Origin of the sequence: Amycolatopsis orientalis DSM 40040 = KCTC 9412, from assembly GCF_000478275.1 — a bacterium.
In the GTDB taxonomy this organism is placed as follows: Bacteria; Actinomycetota; Actinomycetes; order Mycobacteriales; family Pseudonocardiaceae; genus Amycolatopsis; species Amycolatopsis orientalis.
This window is the reverse complement of sequence record NZ_ASJB01000015.1, coordinates 213,257-228,231: the sequence shown is the minus strand read 5'-3', so window position 1 is coordinate 228,231 and position 14,975 is coordinate 213,257. Positions and strand designations below refer to the sequence as shown.

Below are 14,975 nucleotides of genomic sequence, written 5' to 3'. Positions count from 1 at the left end.
GGGAAGGGGCCCTTCATCGCGTCAGATGAGGGGAAAGGGCCCTTCAGTCGTTCTTGTCCAGCAGCAGGTGCACCGACAGTTCCAGCCGGTTCGCGACGTCGGCCGCGGAGGCGCGCCGGGTCACCCAGGCGACCAGGTTCGCCATCCAGACGTCGGCGATGACGTGGAAGATGTCGCGATCGGCCTCGGTCGGGTCCTCGATGCCCATGGCCTTGGCGAACATGTTCTCCATCAGCCGCCCGACCTGCTCGACCTCGGCGGCCGCGGTGGTGTCGGCGAACATGAACGCGCGGACCATGGCTTCGGTCAGGTGCGGGTCGCGCTGCATCAGCCGGGTGTTGCGGCCGAGGACGAACATCAGCCGCTCGCTCGGGGTGTCGCCGGGAATCGCGGCGCGTTCGAGTTTCTCCTGCGCGCGTTCGAATTCCCTCGCCAGCCCGGAGACGAGCAGGTGGATCTTCGAGGGGAAGTAGCGGTACAGCGTGCCGAGCGCGACGTCCGCCTTCTCGGCGACCGCCCGCATCTGGACCGCGTCGTACCCGCCCTTCGCGGCGAGGGTCAGGGTCGCGTCGATGATGCGGCGGCGCCGGTCGCGTTGTGCCGCGGAGCCGAGTTCTTCGCCGCCCAGCGCGGAGAGACCGTTGCCGCTTCGCGCCTTCGCGCTCGTGGGTGCCTTGGCCTTCCCTGGCATCGCCACGCCCCCTTCGTCGAACCGCTCTATCCAACCGAGCTTCGGAACTTGTTCCACTTTCCCCGCGTAGCGTACCTAAGCGGACGAACGGTTCAAGTCGCGACCCACTGGGCAAGAAACTGTAACACGTTCTACACTCGCCGGTAGGTCACCGCGAGGAGGTCCCACCCGTGTCGATCGCGCTCACCGAAGAACAGGCGGCGCTGGCCGCGTCGATCCGGGCGTGGGCGGCCGCCGCCCGGCCGGTCGACGCCGTCCGAAGCGGACGGATCGCCGGGCCGCCGCCGGGGCTGGCGGAACTCGGCCTGTTCGGCGTCGCGATCCCCGAAGACGTCGGCGGCGCGGGCGGGACGCTCGCCGATCTCGCCGCCGGGCTCGCCGAAGCGGCCGAAGCGCTCGTACCGGGTCCTGTCCTCGGGACGGCGCTGGGCGGCGCGTTGCTCGCGACGGTTCCCCAAGCCGCGAAGGAGATCCTGCCCGGTCTCGCGGACGGGACCGAACGGCTGGCGGTGGTGCTCGGCCCCGGCCTCCGTATCTCGGATTCGGTCGTCGACGGCGCGTCGGGACCGGCTCTCGACGTGCACCCGTCGGCGTGGGCGCTGGTCTCCGACGGGGACCTCTCCGCGCTCATTCCACCTGGGACGTCCGGAGTGGACATCACGTCGGAAGACCCGTTCGACATCTCCCGGCCGGTCGGCCGGATCCGGTGCACGGGCGTGCGGCCCGAAGCGGTTTTCGAGTCGCTGCCCGTGGACGCCTACGCGGCCACGCTCGGCGCCGCCGAGGCCGCCGGGATCACTCGATGGTGTCTCCGGACCGCCGTCGAATACGCGAAAGTGCGGGAGCAGTTCGGTCGTCCCATCGGGTCGTTCCAGGCCATCAAGCATCTCTGCGCGGAAATGCTCTGCCGGGCCGAAGCCACCGACGCGCTCGCCTGGGACGCGGCGAGGGCCGTCGACGACCCGGCGCAGCATCCTCTCGCGGCCGCGACGGCGGCGGCCTACGCGCTCGACGCGGCCGTGGCCAACGCGAAGGACTGCATCCAGGTCCTCGGCGGCATCGGCTTCACCTGGGAGCATGACGCGCATTTCTACCTGCGCCGCGCGGTCGCGCTGCGGCAGTGGCTCGGCGGCTCCGCGCGCTGGCGCCGTCGCGCGGCCGGTCTCGCTGTGCGCGGCGACCGCCGGACGCTGGACGTCGACGTCGGGGAGGACACCGGACTCCGTGACCTGGTCGGGGAAATCGCCGCCCTGCCCGAGCCCGCCCGGCGGATCGCGCTGGCCGACAACGGATTGCTGGCGCCGCATTGGCCTTCGCCGTACGGGCGGGGCGCGACGGCCGCCGAGCAACTGCGGATCGACGCCGCCCTCGACGGCGCGGGTGTCCGCCGCCCAGATCTCGTCATCGGCGCCTGGGCCGTGCCGACCTTGCTGGAGCACGGCTCCCCGGCGCAGCGGGAACGGTTCGCCGCGCCCACGTTGCGCGGCGAGATCACCTGGTGCCAGTTGTTCAGCGAGCCCGAGGCGGGCTCGGATCTCGCGTCGCTCCGCACGACGGCCAGGCGCGTGGACGGCGGCTGGCTGCTGAACGGCCAGAAGGTGTGGACCTCGCTCGCGCGCGAAGCCGATTGGGCGATCTGCCTGGCACGCACCGATCCGGACGCGCCGAAACACCAGGGCATCACGTACTTCCTCGTCGACATGACCGCCGGCGGGATCAGCACGCGCCCGCTGCGCGAGATCACCGGTGACGCCGTCTTCAACGAGGTGTTCCTCGACGACGTCTTCGTCCCGGACGACCAGGTGGTCGGCGAGGTCGGCGGCGGCTGGCGGCTCGCGCGGACGACGCTGGCGAACGAACGGGTCGCCCTCGGCAGCGGGTCCGCGGTGGGGGAGGGCGTGGAGAAACTGCTCGCCACCGCCGGTGAGGAGGCCGACCAGGAAAGACTCGGTGCGCTGATCGCCGAAGGCAGCGCTTGTTCGGTGCTGGACCTGCGGGCGACGCTGCGGCGGCTCGACGGCCAGGACCCGGGTGCCGAGTCGAGTGTGCGCAAACTGCTGGGTGTCCGGCACCGGCAGGCGGTGGCGGAGTTCGCGCTGGAATCGCTCGGTGCGGACGCCCTCGTGGCCGGGGATCCGGCGCAGCATGAGTTCCTGCTGACCCGGTGCCTCAGTATCGCGGGCGGCACGACACAGGTGCTGCTCTCGCTGACGGCCGAACGGCTGCTGGGGCTCCCGCGGTCCTGAAAGTCCCGGTCACGGCCTCGCGGCACGCCATGAAAGGTCCTTTCCTGGCAAAATTTGCCAGGAAAGGACCTTTCATGGCACCGCTGTCCGCCGCCTGTCGGTCCCGTGCTCTAGCGTGCGGGTCGTGGAGTTCGGCACAGCGACCCAGGCCACCTTCGTCCCGTCGGATCCCCCGCGGGACGGACTTCTGGCGCTCTGGGGAGACGACGTGGCGGGTGACACCGCGATCGAACTCGTGCTTCCGGCGGGCAAGGAGAACAAGGTCTTCCGGCGCACGAAGGTCGACGCGGCACTCGTCCCGCTGTCACGCGCGATTCCCCGGCTGCTGACAGCGGAAGGCGAGCTGAGCCCGGCCATCGCCGCGTGGTCGGCCGTCGCCGAGGCGGGGGTGAACCTCATCGCCCGGGGCAGGCTGCTGCCCGCGGCCTCACCCGGAGGGGTGGATTCGTGGCGGGTCGGCCCGCTCGACGTCGCCGACGAGGAGCTGCTGCGCGGGCTCGCCGCCGCGCTGCCGCCGGAGGCGCACGCGTTGCCGTTGTCCGGGGTGAAACGGATCCGGCTGCACTCGCCGGAGTCGTTGATCCGCGCGCTCTGGGACGCGACGGCGGACGTGCTGGTGCGCACGCCCGCCGCGCGGGTCACGGCGGGCGGCCCGGCCTTCGCGGCGGCCGAGCCGACACTGGTGGGGCCCGACGGCGCCGCCTGGCTCGCGGAACTGAGCGCCCGGCAGGCCCAGGGCGCGCATCTTGTCCTGCGCATGGAGGTGCACGAGCCCGAGAACCCCGAAGAAGAGCCCACGTTCGCCGCCGTCCTCGCCGTGCGGAGCGCGGCCGACCCGAGTCTGATCGTCGAGGCGGCGACGCTGTGGGACGCGCCCGAAGCGGTACTGGAACGGATGGGCGAACAGGTCGAGACGCAGTTGCTGCTGGGGCTCCGGCGCGGCGCCCGGGCGTGGGCGCCGCTGGGCCGGATGCTGCGGTCGGCCGCGCCCGCCGAACTGGCGCTTGAGTACGACGAGGTCGTCGACCTGCTGACCCACGGTGACGCGGCGCTGGGCGGCGCCGGCATCGAGGTGCAATGGCCGAAGGACCTCTTCGCGGGCGAACTGAAGGCGAAGGCGAGCGCGACTCAGGCGCCCGGCAGTGTCACCGGGCCCGAATTCACGCTCAAGAGCCTGCTGCAGTTCCGCTGGCGGCTGAGCGTCGGGGACGAGGAACTCACCGACGCGGAGGTCACCGCGCTCGCCGAGGCGAAACGGCCGCTGGTGCGGCTGCGCGGCAAGTGGATCAAGGTCGACGCGCGCCTGCTCGCGAAGGTGCGGGCTCAACGCGCGAAGAAGCTGTCCGGGGCGGAGGCCCTGGCCGCGGCGCTCACCGGCGAACTGGAGCTGGACGGTGAGAAGGTCGAGTTCACCGCCCCGTCGGCGCTGACCGGGCTGCTCCAGCGGATCCGCGACTCGGCCGCGGAACCGATCGAGCAGCCCGCGGACCTGCGCGCCACCCTGCGGTCGTACCAGAAGGCGGGCCTGGCGTGGCTGGCCACGATGACCGGACTCGGTCTCGGTGCCTGCCTCGCCGACGACATGGGGCTCGGCAAGACGATCCAGCTCATCTCCCTGCACCTGCACCGGCGGCCGCTCAAGGAGGGGCCCACCCTCGTCCTGTGCCCGACGTCGTTGCTGGGCAACTGGGAGCGGGAGTTCGCCCGGTTCGCCCCGGAGATCCCGGTGCGCCGGTTCCACGGCGGGGGACGGCATCTCGACGAGGTCGCGCCGGACGAGGTCGTGCTCGCCACGTACGGCGTCCTCCGCCGGGACCGCGAGACACTGTCCGAAGTGGACTGGGGGATGATCGCCGCCGACGAGGCACAGCACGTCAAGAACCCGCTTTCGGTGACGGCCAAGGAACTGCGGAAGATCCCGGCCGCCGCGAAGGTCGCGCTGACCGGGACGCCGATGGAGAACCGGCTCACCGAACTGTGGTCCATCATCGATTGGACGACCCCGGGGCTGCTCGGTTCGCTCGACGGGTTCCGCCGCAAGGTGGCCCGGCCGATCGAGCGAAACCGCGACACCGCCGCGACCGAACGGCTGGCCGCGACCGTCCGGCCGTTCCTGTTGCGCCGCAAGAAGACCGACCCGGACATCGCCCCCGAACTGCCGCGCAAGACCGAGACCGACCGGTTCGTCCCGCTCACCGCCGAGCAGACGACGTTGTACGAGGCGGTGGTCCGGGAGAACCTCGCGATGATCCGCGAACTGGACGGGGTGGCGCGGCGCGGCCAGGTGCTCAAGCTGCTCACCGAGCTCAAGCAGATCTGCAACCATCCGGCGCAGTACCTCAAGGAACCCGGGGTGCTGCACGGCCGCTCCGGGAAGCTCGCCGCCTTCGAGGAACTGCTCGACGTCATCTTGGACGAGGGCGACAGCGTGCTCGTGTTCAGCCAGTACGTCCAGCTGTGCCGCCTGCTGGAGAAACGTCTCGCCGAACGCGGGCTGCCCACGATGCTGCTGTCCGGATCGAGTACGCCCAAGGTCCGCGAGGAGATGGTCGCCCGGTTCCAGGCGGGCGAGGTCCCGGTGTTCCTGCTGTCGCTCAAGGCGGGTGGCGTCGGGCTCAACCTGACCAAGGCCACCCACGTGATCCACTACGACCGCTGGTGGAACCCGGCGGTCGAGGACCAGGCCACCGACCGCGCGTACCGGATCGGGCAGGACAGGCCGGTCCAGGTGCACCGGCTGATCGCCGAAGGCACGCTCGAGGAACGCATCGCCACCGTCCTGGAGACCAAACGCGGACTGGCCGACGCGGTCATCGGCGCGGGCGAGAACTGGATCACCGAATTGTCCGACGACGAACTCGCCGACCTCGTCCGGCTCGGGGAGACCTGATGACCGGCGTGACCAGGCGGAAGCGGCGGACCTTCGGCAACACGTGGTGGGGCAAGGCGTGGGTCGAAGCGCTGGAAGAGCGCGCCAAACTCGACCCGAATCGGCTGCCGCGCGGGCGCACGTACGCGCGCAAGGGCACGGTCGGCGACCTGGCCGTTGGCACGGGCGAGGTGACGGCCCGGGTGCAGGGCAGCCGCGCCTTGCCCTACCGGGTGACGATCCACATGCGGGCGTTCACCGGGGAACAGTGGGAGAAGCTGCTCGGCATGGTCGGTGCGCGGCTCGGGCATGTCGCCGCCCTCCTCGACGGCGAACTCCCCGGCGAACTGGCCGAGGACGCGCGGGCCGCCGGCGCGGATCTGCTGCCCGGCCCCGGCGATCTCCGTCCGAAGTGTTCCTGCCCCGACAGCGCGAACCCGTGCAAGCACGTGGCGGCGGTGTACTACCTGGTCGCGGACGAGGTCGACGCCGATCCGTTCGTGTTGTTCCTGCTCCGTGGCCGTCCGCGGGAGGCCGTGCTCGCGGAACTGCGGTCCCGCCGGGCGCCCGCGAGCGCGCAGGGCAAGCGGGTGCGGGCCCCCGCCCCGCCCGGCGTGGACCCGAAACGCGCCTACACCCGGCGGATCGCCGCACTGCCGCCGCGACCCGCCGTCCCGGGGACGGTCGGACCGCCCGCCGTCCTCGACCTCGATCCGCCGCATCGCACGGGCTGGAGCGGCGACACCTTCGCCGAACTCGCCGCCGACGCCGCCGCGAGGGCGTGGGAACTGCTGGTCATGGGGCCCGGAGAGGACACCGAGCTGTCGTTCGAGGAAGACCTCGCCCGCCGCGCCGCCGGGCGTCCGGACACGATCGCCGAACTCGCCGAGGCCGCTCAGGTCCCGGTGCGTGAGCTATCCGCCTGGGTGCAGGCCTGGGGTGAGGCGGGCAGGGGCGGGATGGCGGTGGTCCGGGAGGCCTGGCGTCCGGGGCAGGCGCCGCTCGTGCGGGCCAGGGCGGATCTGGCCGAATCGGGGCTGCCGGGGGAGCCGAAGACCTGGCGGAACCGGATCACCCAAGGTGACCTGCAACTGCGCTACGGCCGCGACGAACGCTGGTACCGCTTCGTGCGCGACGGCGAGGGCTGGCGGGTCGACGGCCCGTCGTCCGCCCGTCCGGCCGACGTGATCTACCCACCTTGACCCTGACCCTGGCCTCGTGAGTGGTGATGACGGTTCTAACCGTCATCACCACTCACGAGGCGGTGGACCGCCGCCAGGTGCGGTAGCTCCACTCCAGGAACCGTTCGACCCCGCGGACCACGTGGGCGCTGCGGATCGAGGGGAAGACGTCGAAGGCGTGCTGCGCGCCGGAGAGTTCCGCGTAGGCGACCTCGCGTTTGGACGTCTCCCGCAGGCGCCGGACGAATTCACGGGCCTCGCCCACCGGCACCAGCGAGTCATGGACGCCGTGGATGACGAAGAACGGCGGCGCGTCTTCGGTGATCCGGTCCAGCGGCGAGGCCGCGATGTAGTCGTCGAGGAAGTTCACCGGATCTCTGTCCGCCTCGAAGACGTGCCGGGCGATCAGTGTCTTCAGCCGGGCCTGGCTGGAGCGCCGTCCGCTGGTCGCGGCGAAGTCGTACACGCCGTAGTGCGGCACGCACGCCTGGATGCTCGTGTCGGCCTCGGTGAAGCCGGGCTGCATCGCCGGGTCGTTCGCGGTCAGCGCCAGCAGCGCCGCGAGATGCCCGCCCGCCGAACCGCCGGTCACGGCGACGAACGACGGGTCTCCGCCGTAGGACTCGGCGTTGTCCCTGATCCATGCCAGCGCGCGTTTGGCCGCGACGATATGCGCGGGCCAGCGGGCGGCGGGGGAGAGCGGGTAGTTGATCGCGACGCAGATCCAGCCGCGTTTGGCCATGTGCAGCATCAGCGGCAGGCCCTGCTGGTCCTTGTTGCCGATCACCCACGCGCCACCGTGCACCTGCAGCAGGATCGGCGCGCCGGTGACCGGCTCGCGCGGGGAGTAGACGTCGAGCAGGAACCGCTTCCCGCCCGGCGCGTACGCGATGTTCCGTTTCCGCCGCACCTCGGGGTCGCGCATGCGGAACGGCAGGGCGAGCTGGCCCCACGGTGTCGCGAGGTCGGTCGGGCTCGGCGGATGCGCCAGCTCGCCGGTGTAGGCATCGCCGATGCCTTCGGTGAGCGCGGTCTCGATCTCGCCGCGGGCACGCTGGGATTGAGCGATCAGTGTGCCGAGCCCGGCCGCCGACGCGGCCGCGAGCGCGAGACCGGCCTTGCTCGACCCGCCCCGGTGCCGCGCGACGTGCGCCGCCGCGTCGGCCGCGGTGAGCGCGAGCAGATGCGGCGCGAGCTCCCCGGTGAGCCAGCCCGCGAAGAACGCCGGGACCGCCGTCCGGGCGTTGCGCGGCGGCTTGAGCGCGTTCGCGGTGAGCGCGAGCTGGAGTGCCTGGCGGAGGACGAAACTCGGCTGCATGGGAGCCGATCCTACCGCCGGGTGACGGCCTAGAACCGGTTGCAGAGTTCGCCTAGGGTGATTCTCATGCAGAGATTGAGCGGTCTGGACGCGAGTTTCCTCTATCTGGAGACACCGGCCCAGGCCCTGCACGTGTGCGGACTGCTCATCCTGGACGGATCGACCATGCCGGGCGGCTACGATTTCGCGCGCTTCAAGGAGAAGCTGGCCGAACGGGTGGAGCTGATCCCGGCATTCCGGCGCAAGCTGCACAATCCACTCTGGAATCTGACCCATCCCGTCTGGGTCGAGGACGAGGATTTCGACCTCGAAGCCCATGTTCACCGGATCGGCGTACCCGCGCCGGGGGACCGGCGGGAACTGGCCGAACTCTGCGCCCACATCGCGGGACAACGGCTGGACCGCGCGAAGCCGCTGTGGCAGTTGCACGTCATCGAAGGCCTGGCCGACGGCGGGATCGCCGTCCTGCTCAAGATGCACCACGCCAGTGTGGACGGCGTCGGCGGCGCGAGCCTGATCACCGCGCTCGCCGGTCTCGAACCGGACGCCCCGCCGCCGGAGATCGCGCGGGAGGAACGCCGCAACGCGGACGTACCGGGCAGGCGGGCGTTGCTCGGCGCCGGGCTGAGGTCGTTCGTGAAGAGTCCACTGGAGCTGGCGAAACTCCTGCCGGATCTGCTCGGGCTCGCGCCGAGATGGATCGGGAAGGCGTTGCAGGGCAAGGGAATGCCGGTGCCGTTCACGGCGCCGCGCACCTCGCTGAACGGGACGATCACCGCGCACCGCAGCGTCGCCTACGCCTCACTCGACCTCGACGAGGTCAAGCAGGTGAAGAACGCGTTCGGGGTCACCGTCAACGACGTCGTCCTCGCCGTCGTTTCCGGTGCCCTGCGGCGGTTCCTGCGGGACCGGGACGAACTGCCGGACGACCCGCTGGTGGCGACCGTGCCGGTGTCGGTGCACGGACGGACCGGACGCGAGCACGGCAGCAACAAGGTGTCGGCGTTCTTCGCGTCGCTACCCACCCATCTGGAGGATCCCGCCGCGCGGGTGTTCATGCTCGCGGAGTCGAACCGGCTGTCGAAGGACCATCACTACGACATCGACGCCGACATGCTCGGAGACTGGGCGCAGTTCTCGGCGGCGACCATGTTCGGGCTCGCGGTGCGCGCGTACTCGGCGCTGCGGCTCGCCGAACGGCATCCGGTGGTGCACAACCTGGTGGTGTCCAATGTGCCCGGACCGCCGATGCCGCTGTACCTGCTGGGCTGCCGGATCACCGGGCTCTACCCGCTCGGGCCGGTGTTCCACGGCGCCGGGCTCAACGTGACCGTGCTGTCCAACGCGGGACGCGTCGACGTCGGCCTGCTCGGTGCCCGCGAACTCACCGGCGATCTGTGGCCGCTCGCCGACCATTTCCAGGACGCGCTTCAGGAACTGGTCAAGGCCGCACCCTAGCGCCGCACGGCCACCGCGAACCGGGCGTCAGGAGTCTTCGGCTTCGACCATGGCCACGACCTCGGCGAGGTCCGGGCCCGCTTCGGCGATGAAGCGCTCGACCAGTGCGAGGGGCAGTGGCTCATCGGTGTCGGCCCGGAACAAGGCCGTGCCGCTGGTGCCGTCCAGGTAGGCGTTCAGGACGACGCCCTTGCCCGGCGTCGGCGCGACGTCCTCCAGTTCCCAGCCGAAACCGTAGCGGGATGAGTCGCTCCATCGGTTGATCAGGTAATGGCGGCCGTCGTACTCCCAGCTCATGACGGCATCATGCCCGGCCGGGACCGCCCGCCGCGACCGTGTTTCCCGTGGGGGTTGCCGTCCGGGCGCCTTCCGGATAAGACTAGAACAGGTTTCAGTATTGTGCCCGTCCGGCCCGGTGAGGAGCCAGAGTGGACTTCCAGTTCGACGAGACGCAGACCGAGGTCACCGCGCTGACCGCGCGCGTGCTCGGCAAGGAGCGCGCCCCCGCCGAGACCTGGCGCGCGCTCGCCGACGCCGGCCTGCTCGCCTTGGCACTGCCCGCCGAACTCGGCGGTGACGGCCTCGGCGTCGCCGAAGTCGCTTTGGTCCTGACCGAACTCGGCCGCGTCGCCTCTCCGGTCCCGGCGCTGGCTTCGCTCGCCTTCGGTGTCCTGCCGGTCGGCGCGCTGGGCGGACCGGATCAGCGCGCGGCCCTGCTGCCGCCGGTCGCCGCGGGCGACTCCGTGCTCACGGCCGCGTTGCACGAACCTTCCGCGCCGTTCACCACCCGGCCCGCGACCGTGGCGGAGTCGGCCGGGGACTGGCGGCTGAGCGGGATCAAGGTCGGCGTGCCGTTCGCGGCGGAGGCGGCGCGGATCCTCACGCCCGCGTCGCTGCCGGGCGGCACCGGCGTCTTTCTGGTCGATCCCCACGCGGACGGCGTGACGCTGACCCCCACCAGGACTTCTTCGGGTACCCCGGACTACACGATGACGCTGGACTCCGTGACCCTCACGGACGCCGATCTTCTCAACGGACACGGCCCCGGCGAAGCGATCGCGACCCTGCACCGGTTCGCGCTCGCAGGAACGGTGGCGTTCGGTGACGGGCTGCTCGCCGGCGCGCTCGCGCTGACCACCAGGCATGTCGGCGAACGCGAACAGTTCGGGCGCCCGCTCGCGGCGTTCCAGGCGGTGGCACAACAGATCGCGGACGTCTACGTGGCGTCGAGAACCGTTCAGCTCGCCGCACGCTCGGCGGTGTGGCGGCTCGCCGCGGGGCTGGACGCCCAGGCGGAACTCGACATCGCGGCGTACTGGCTGGCGGAGGAGGCCCCCGAGGCGCTCGCCGTCTGCCATCACCTGCACGGCGGGATCGGGGTGGACGAAACCTATCCACTGCACCGGTTCTCGTCGGCGATCAAGGATCTCGGACGGACCCTCGGCGGCGCCTCGCATCGGCTGGCCGAGCTGGGCGAACTGGTGGCGGGGTGAACCGATGCTGATCGAACTGACCGCGGCGCAACGACAACTGCGCACCGAGCTGCGAAAGTACTTCGCCGGTTTGGTGAGCGCCGACGAACGGCGGGCGATGCTGCGCGAGCGGCATGGCCCGGTGTACCGCGAGATCGTGCGGCGGATGGGCCGCGACGGCTGGCTCGGCGTCGGCTGGCCGGAACAGTACGGTGGCCGCGGTTTCGGCGAGATCGAGCAGCACCTCTTCGTCGACGAGGCCGCCCGGGCCGACGTCCAGCTGCCGTCGGTGACGTTGCAGACCGTCGGGCCCACCCTGCAGGCGTTCGGTACCGAAGAGCAGAAGTCCTTGTTCCTGCCCAAGATCCTGGCGGGCGAGGTGCATTTCGCGATCGGGTACACCGAACCGGACGCGGGAACCGACCTCGCCGCGCTGAGGACCACGGCGGTCCGCGAGGGTGACGAGTACGTCGTCAACGGCCAGAAGATCTTCACCACCGGCGGCCACGACGCCGACTACATCTGGCTCGCCGTACGGACCGCGCCGGACGCGCCCAAGCACAAGGGGATCTCGATCCTCATCGCGAGCACGCGCGATCCCGGCTATTCGTGGACGCCGATCATCACCTGCGACGGCGCGCACCATGTCAACGCCACCTACTACTCGGACGTCCGGGTGCCGGCGAACATGCTGGTGGGCAAGGAGAACGAGGGGTGGCGGCTGATCACCACCCAGCTGAACCACGAACGCGTCATGCTGGGCCCCGCCGGGCGCATCGGCGGCGTCGGCGACCGCGTCCGCGACTGGGCGGCGTCCAGGAAGGCGCCGGACGGGACGCCGTTGACGCAGCTGCCCGACGTCCGCGGTGTACTCGCCGAAACCCTGGCGACCGCGCGGGTCAACGAACTGCTGAACTGGCAGGTCGCCGCCTCCTCGGCCACCGGGCCGGTGGCCGTCGCCGACGCCTCGGCCACCAAGATCTTCGGTTCCGAACGGATCCAGCGGCTGGCCAGGAGACTGGAGGAGATCGTGGCCCGGCACGGCGATCAGGCCGATCCCGAAACCGCGGACCTGGCGCTGTGGCTGGACGTGGTCGCCAAACGCAATCTGGTGCTGACCTTCGGCGGTGGCGTCAACGAGATCCAGCGTGAGCTGATCGCCACCGCGGGCCTCGGGCTGCCGAGGGTGCCGCGATGAGCATCCAGGAGGCGGCGGAACGTATCGCCGCGAAAGGGGAATCGGCGCCGAGGGCCGCCCGTGACGCGGTCAACCAGGCCATGGTGAACAACTGGGTCGAGGCCATCGGCGACCGTAATCCGGTGTACGTCGACGAAGAGTTCGCCGCCAAGAGTGTCCACAAGGGACTCGTCGCTCCGCCCGCGATGGCGCAGGTGTGGACGATGGGCGGGCTCCACGGGACGAGGGCCTCGGACGATCCGCTCGGCGCGATGATGGAGGTGCTCGACGAAGCGGGGTTCACCTCGGTCGTCGCGACCAACTCCGAGCAGACCTACCATCGCTATCTGCGGCACGGCGAACGCGTCTCGGCGACCGCGAAACTCGAAAGCGTCGTCGGGCCGAAACGCACCGCGCTGGGCGAAGGCTGGTTCGTGACGACGAAGACCACCTGGTATGTGGGGGACGAGGCCGTCGCGGACATGGTGTTCCGGGTGCTGAAGTTCCGCCCGCCCGGCGCCGAACCCGCCAAGGCGGCCGCTCCGGTGCTGCGGCCGGTGATCAGCAAGGACACCGAGTTCTTCTGGGCCGGGCTGCGCGAAGGGGAACTGCGGATCCAGCGGTGGGGCGAAACCCTGCGGCATCCGCCCGGTCCGATGCCACCGGACGGCGACCTCGACGCCAAACCGGACCACGTCGTCGCCTGTGGCCGGGGGACGGTCTACAGCTATGTCGTGCACCACCATCCGCCGGTTCCCGGCAAGGAGCTGCCGTTCGTGGTCGCGCTCGTCGAACTCGAAGAGGGTGTCCGGGTGATGGGCGAACTGCTCGACGCCGATCCCGAAACTGTCCACATCGGACTCCCGGTGGAGGCCGCCTTCGTGAAGGTCGACGAGGAACTGACCTTGCCCGCTTGGAGGATGGCGCGATGAAGGACTGTGTGGTCGGCACCGAGTTGCCGCCCTTGACGATCGAGGCCACCCCGACCTTCGTGGTGAGCACCGCGCTCGCGACACGGGATTTCCAGGACGTCCACCACGATCGGGACGCCGCCGTCCAGCGGGGCTCGAAGGACATCTTCCTCAACATCCTCACCGACACCGGGCTGGTGCAGCGGTTCGTGACCGACTGGGCGGGCCCGGAGGCGTTCGTGCGGTCGATCAAGATCCGGCTCGGCGTGCCCTGCTACGCCTACGACACCCTGACCTTCACCGGACGGGTCACGGACCGCGACGGCGACGACGTGGTGGTCTCGGTGTCCGGTGTGGACAGTCTCGGCGAGCATGTGACCGGGACCGTGGAACTCACGCTGGGAGGCGAGTGATGACGCTGTCCGGACGGGCCGCGATCGCCGGTATCGGCGCGACGGAGTTTTCCAAGGACTCGGGGCGTAGCGAGCTGCGGCTGGCGGCGGAAGCGGTTTCGGCCGCGTTGAAGGACGCGGGTCTCTCACCGTCCGATGTGGACGGACTGGTCTCGTTCACCATGGACGGCAACAGCGAGATCGCCGTGGCGCGGGAACTCGGGATCCCCGAGCTGAAGTTCTTCAGCCGGATCCACTACGGCGGCGGAGCGGCGGCCGCGACCGTGCAGCAGGCCGCGATGGCCGTGGCCACCGGGGTCGCGGACGTCGTCGTCGCGTACCGGGCCTTCAACGAACGGTCCGGGATGCGGTTCGGCCAGGTGTCTTCAGCCGCGGCGGGCCAGGTGAACTCCTCCGGCGTCGACAACGCGTTCCACTACCCCATGGGGATCGCGACACCCGCGGCGACCGTCGCCATGCTCGCCCGGCGCTACATGCACGAGTACGGCGCGACCAGCGAGGACTTCGGCAGGGTGGCCGTCGTCGACCGCGCCCGTGCGGCGACGAACCCGAAGGCGTGGTTCTACGGCAAGCCGATCACCCTCGAAGACCACCAGGCCTCCCGCTGGGTCGCGGAGCCGTTGCATCTGCTCGACTGCTGTCAGGAGAGCGACGGCGGCGTCGCGCTGGTGATCACCAGCGCCGAGCGGGCGCGCGACCTCAGGCATCGGCCCGCCGTGATCGCCGCCGCCGCGCAGGGCAGTGGTCCGGACCAGTACGTGATGACCAGCTACTACCGCGACGACCTCCCGGCGCTGCCCGAGATGGGTGTCGTGGGGCGGCAGCTCTGGGCGCAGTCCGGCCTGGGCCCCGGCGATATGGACCTGGCGGTGCTGTACGACCACTTCACCCCTTATGTCCTGATGCAGCTGGAAGAACTCGGCTTCTGCGGCAAGGGGGAGGCCAAGGACTTCATCGGCGGCGGCACCCTGGAACTCGACGGGAAACTGCCGCTCAACCCGCACGGCGGACAACTCGGGGAGGCCTACATCCACGGGATGAACGGCATGGCCGAAGGGGTCCGCCAAATCCGGGGAGACGCCGTCAACCAGGTCGAGGGGGCCGAACGCGTGCTCGTGACCGCGGGCACCGGCGTTCCCACGAGCGGCCTAGTCCTCACCGCGGGGTGAGATCACCTCATTGCCCGATGGTGTACTAGAGCAGCACCTGCCACGGTGAAGGGGATACCGGTCGGTGCGG

General features: G+C 70.6%; 12 protein-coding genes. 9 read left to right on the top strand and 3 right to left on the bottom strand.

Going from position 1 to position 14,975, the window contains the following annotated elements:
• Positions 1-43 precede the first annotated feature (43 nt).
• On the bottom strand, positions 44-691 hold the full coding sequence (gene kstR / locus L324_RS03475) for a cholesterol catabolism transcriptional regulator KstR (RefSeq protein WP_037304445.1): 648 nt from the start codon (positions 689-691) through the stop codon (positions 44-46).
• A 170-nt stretch (positions 692-861) separates the two neighbouring features.
• On the opposite strand from kstR, the gene L324_RS03470 reads away from it, so the two are divergent.
• The 3 genes from L324_RS03470 to L324_RS03460 all read left to right on the top strand — a co-directional run bounded on the left by L324_RS03470 (position 862) and on the right by L324_RS03460 (position 7,008).
• Complete coding sequence (locus tag L324_RS03470; protein WP_037304028.1) at positions 862-2,937, top strand: acyl-CoA dehydrogenase family protein; 2,076 nt, start codon at positions 862-864, stop codon at positions 2,935-2,937.
• A 115-nt stretch (positions 2,938-3,052) separates the two neighbouring features.
• Positions 3,053-5,827, top strand: a complete 2,775-nt coding sequence (locus tag L324_RS03465) for an SCO1167/SCO6262 family helicase (protein ID WP_081736171.1) — start codon at positions 3,053-3,055, stop codon at positions 5,825-5,827.
• Complete coding sequence (locus tag L324_RS03460; RefSeq protein WP_037304027.1) at positions 5,827-7,008, top strand: SWIM zinc finger family protein; 1,182 nt, start codon at positions 5,827-5,829, stop codon at positions 7,006-7,008. The genes L324_RS03465 and L324_RS03460 overlap by 1 nt, the downstream gene beginning before the upstream one ends.
• A 52-nt stretch (positions 7,009-7,060) precedes the next feature.
• Here the strand turns inward: L324_RS03460 and L324_RS03455 are convergent, their stop codons facing one another.
• Entirely contained in the window at positions 7,061-8,305 is a 1,245-nt protein-coding gene (locus L324_RS03455) for an alpha/beta hydrolase (protein WP_037304026.1), read from the bottom strand.
• Positions 8,306-8,371: 66 nt separating this feature from the next.
• Between L324_RS03455 and L324_RS03450 the strand changes: the two genes are divergently transcribed.
• Positions 8,372-9,763 carry a WS/DGAT/MGAT family O-acyltransferase gene (locus tag L324_RS03450; RefSeq protein ID WP_037304024.1) on the top strand — a complete coding sequence of 464 codons (1,392 nt, stop codon included), beginning with the start codon at positions 8,372-8,374 and terminating at the stop codon, positions 9,761-9,763.
• A 27-nt stretch (positions 9,764-9,790) separates the two neighbouring features.
• On the opposite strand, the gene L324_RS03445 is transcribed toward L324_RS03450, so the two are convergent.
• The gene (locus L324_RS03445; protein ID WP_037304022.1) at positions 9,791-10,060 is read right to left on the bottom strand and encodes a hypothetical protein; all 270 of its coding nucleotides are present in this window, start codon (positions 10,058-10,060) and stop codon (positions 9,791-9,793) included.
• A gap of 131 nt (positions 10,061-10,191) precedes the next feature.
• Here L324_RS03445 and L324_RS03440 point away from each other — a divergent pair, with 131 nt between their 5' ends.
• The 5 genes from L324_RS03440 to L324_RS03420 are packed head-to-tail and all read left to right on the top strand — an operon-like array spanning position 10,192 to position 14,905.
• Positions 10,192-11,256 (top strand): acyl-CoA dehydrogenase family protein, encoded by a 1,065-nt coding sequence (locus L324_RS03440; RefSeq protein WP_037304021.1) that lies wholly within the window; start codon positions 10,192-10,194, stop codon positions 11,254-11,256.
• 4 nt (positions 11,257-11,260) lie between these two features.
• Positions 11,261-12,433 (top strand): acyl-CoA dehydrogenase family protein, encoded by a 1,173-nt coding sequence (locus L324_RS03435; RefSeq protein WP_037304019.1) that lies wholly within the window; start codon positions 11,261-11,263, stop codon positions 12,431-12,433.
• Positions 12,430-13,344: a bifunctional MaoC family dehydratase N-terminal/OB-fold nucleic acid binding domain-containing protein gene (locus tag L324_RS03430; protein WP_037304017.1), complete on the top strand. Its 915-nt coding sequence runs from the start codon at positions 12,430-12,432 to the stop codon at positions 13,342-13,344. The genes L324_RS03435 and L324_RS03430 overlap by 4 nt, the downstream gene beginning before the upstream one ends.
• A complete protein-coding gene (locus L324_RS03425; RefSeq protein WP_037304015.1) occupies positions 13,341-13,736 on the top strand; it encodes a MaoC family dehydratase in 396 nt (131 codons plus the stop codon). The genes L324_RS03430 and L324_RS03425 overlap by 4 nt, the downstream gene beginning before the upstream one ends.
• On the top strand, positions 13,736-14,905 hold the full coding sequence (locus L324_RS03420) for a lipid-transfer protein (protein WP_037304013.1): 1,170 nt from the start codon (positions 13,736-13,738) through the stop codon (positions 14,903-14,905). The genes L324_RS03425 and L324_RS03420 overlap by 1 nt, the downstream gene beginning before the upstream one ends.
• Positions 14,906-14,975 lie beyond the last annotated feature (70 nt).

Coding starts and splice junctions, on each gene's coding strand:
- kstR (WP_037304445.1), bottom strand. CDS start 691: ATGCCAGGGAAGGCCAAGGCACCCACGAGCGCGAAGGCGCGAAGCGGC.
- L324_RS03460 (WP_037304027.1), top strand. CDS start 5,827: ATGACCGGCGTGACCAGGCGGAAGCGGCGGACCTTCGGCAACACGTGG.
- L324_RS03455 (WP_037304026.1), bottom strand. CDS start 8,305: ATGCAGCCGAGTTTCGTCCTCCGCCAGGCACTCCAGCTCGCGCTCACC.
- L324_RS03450 (WP_037304024.1), top strand. CDS start 8,372: ATGCAGAGATTGAGCGGTCTGGACGCGAGTTTCCTCTATCTGGAGACA.
- L324_RS03445 (WP_037304022.1), bottom strand. CDS start 10,060: ATGAGCTGGGAGTACGACGGCCGCCATTACCTGATCAACCGATGGAGC.
- L324_RS03435 (WP_037304019.1), top strand. CDS start 11,261: ATGCTGATCGAACTGACCGCGGCGCAACGACAACTGCGCACCGAGCTG.
- L324_RS03430 (WP_037304017.1), top strand. CDS start 12,430: ATGAGCATCCAGGAGGCGGCGGAACGTATCGCCGCGAAAGGGGAATCG.
- L324_RS03425 (WP_037304015.1), top strand. CDS start 13,341: ATGAAGGACTGTGTGGTCGGCACCGAGTTGCCGCCCTTGACGATCGAG.
- L324_RS03420 (WP_037304013.1), top strand. CDS start 13,736: ATGACGCTGTCCGGACGGGCCGCGATCGCCGGTATCGGCGCGACGGAG.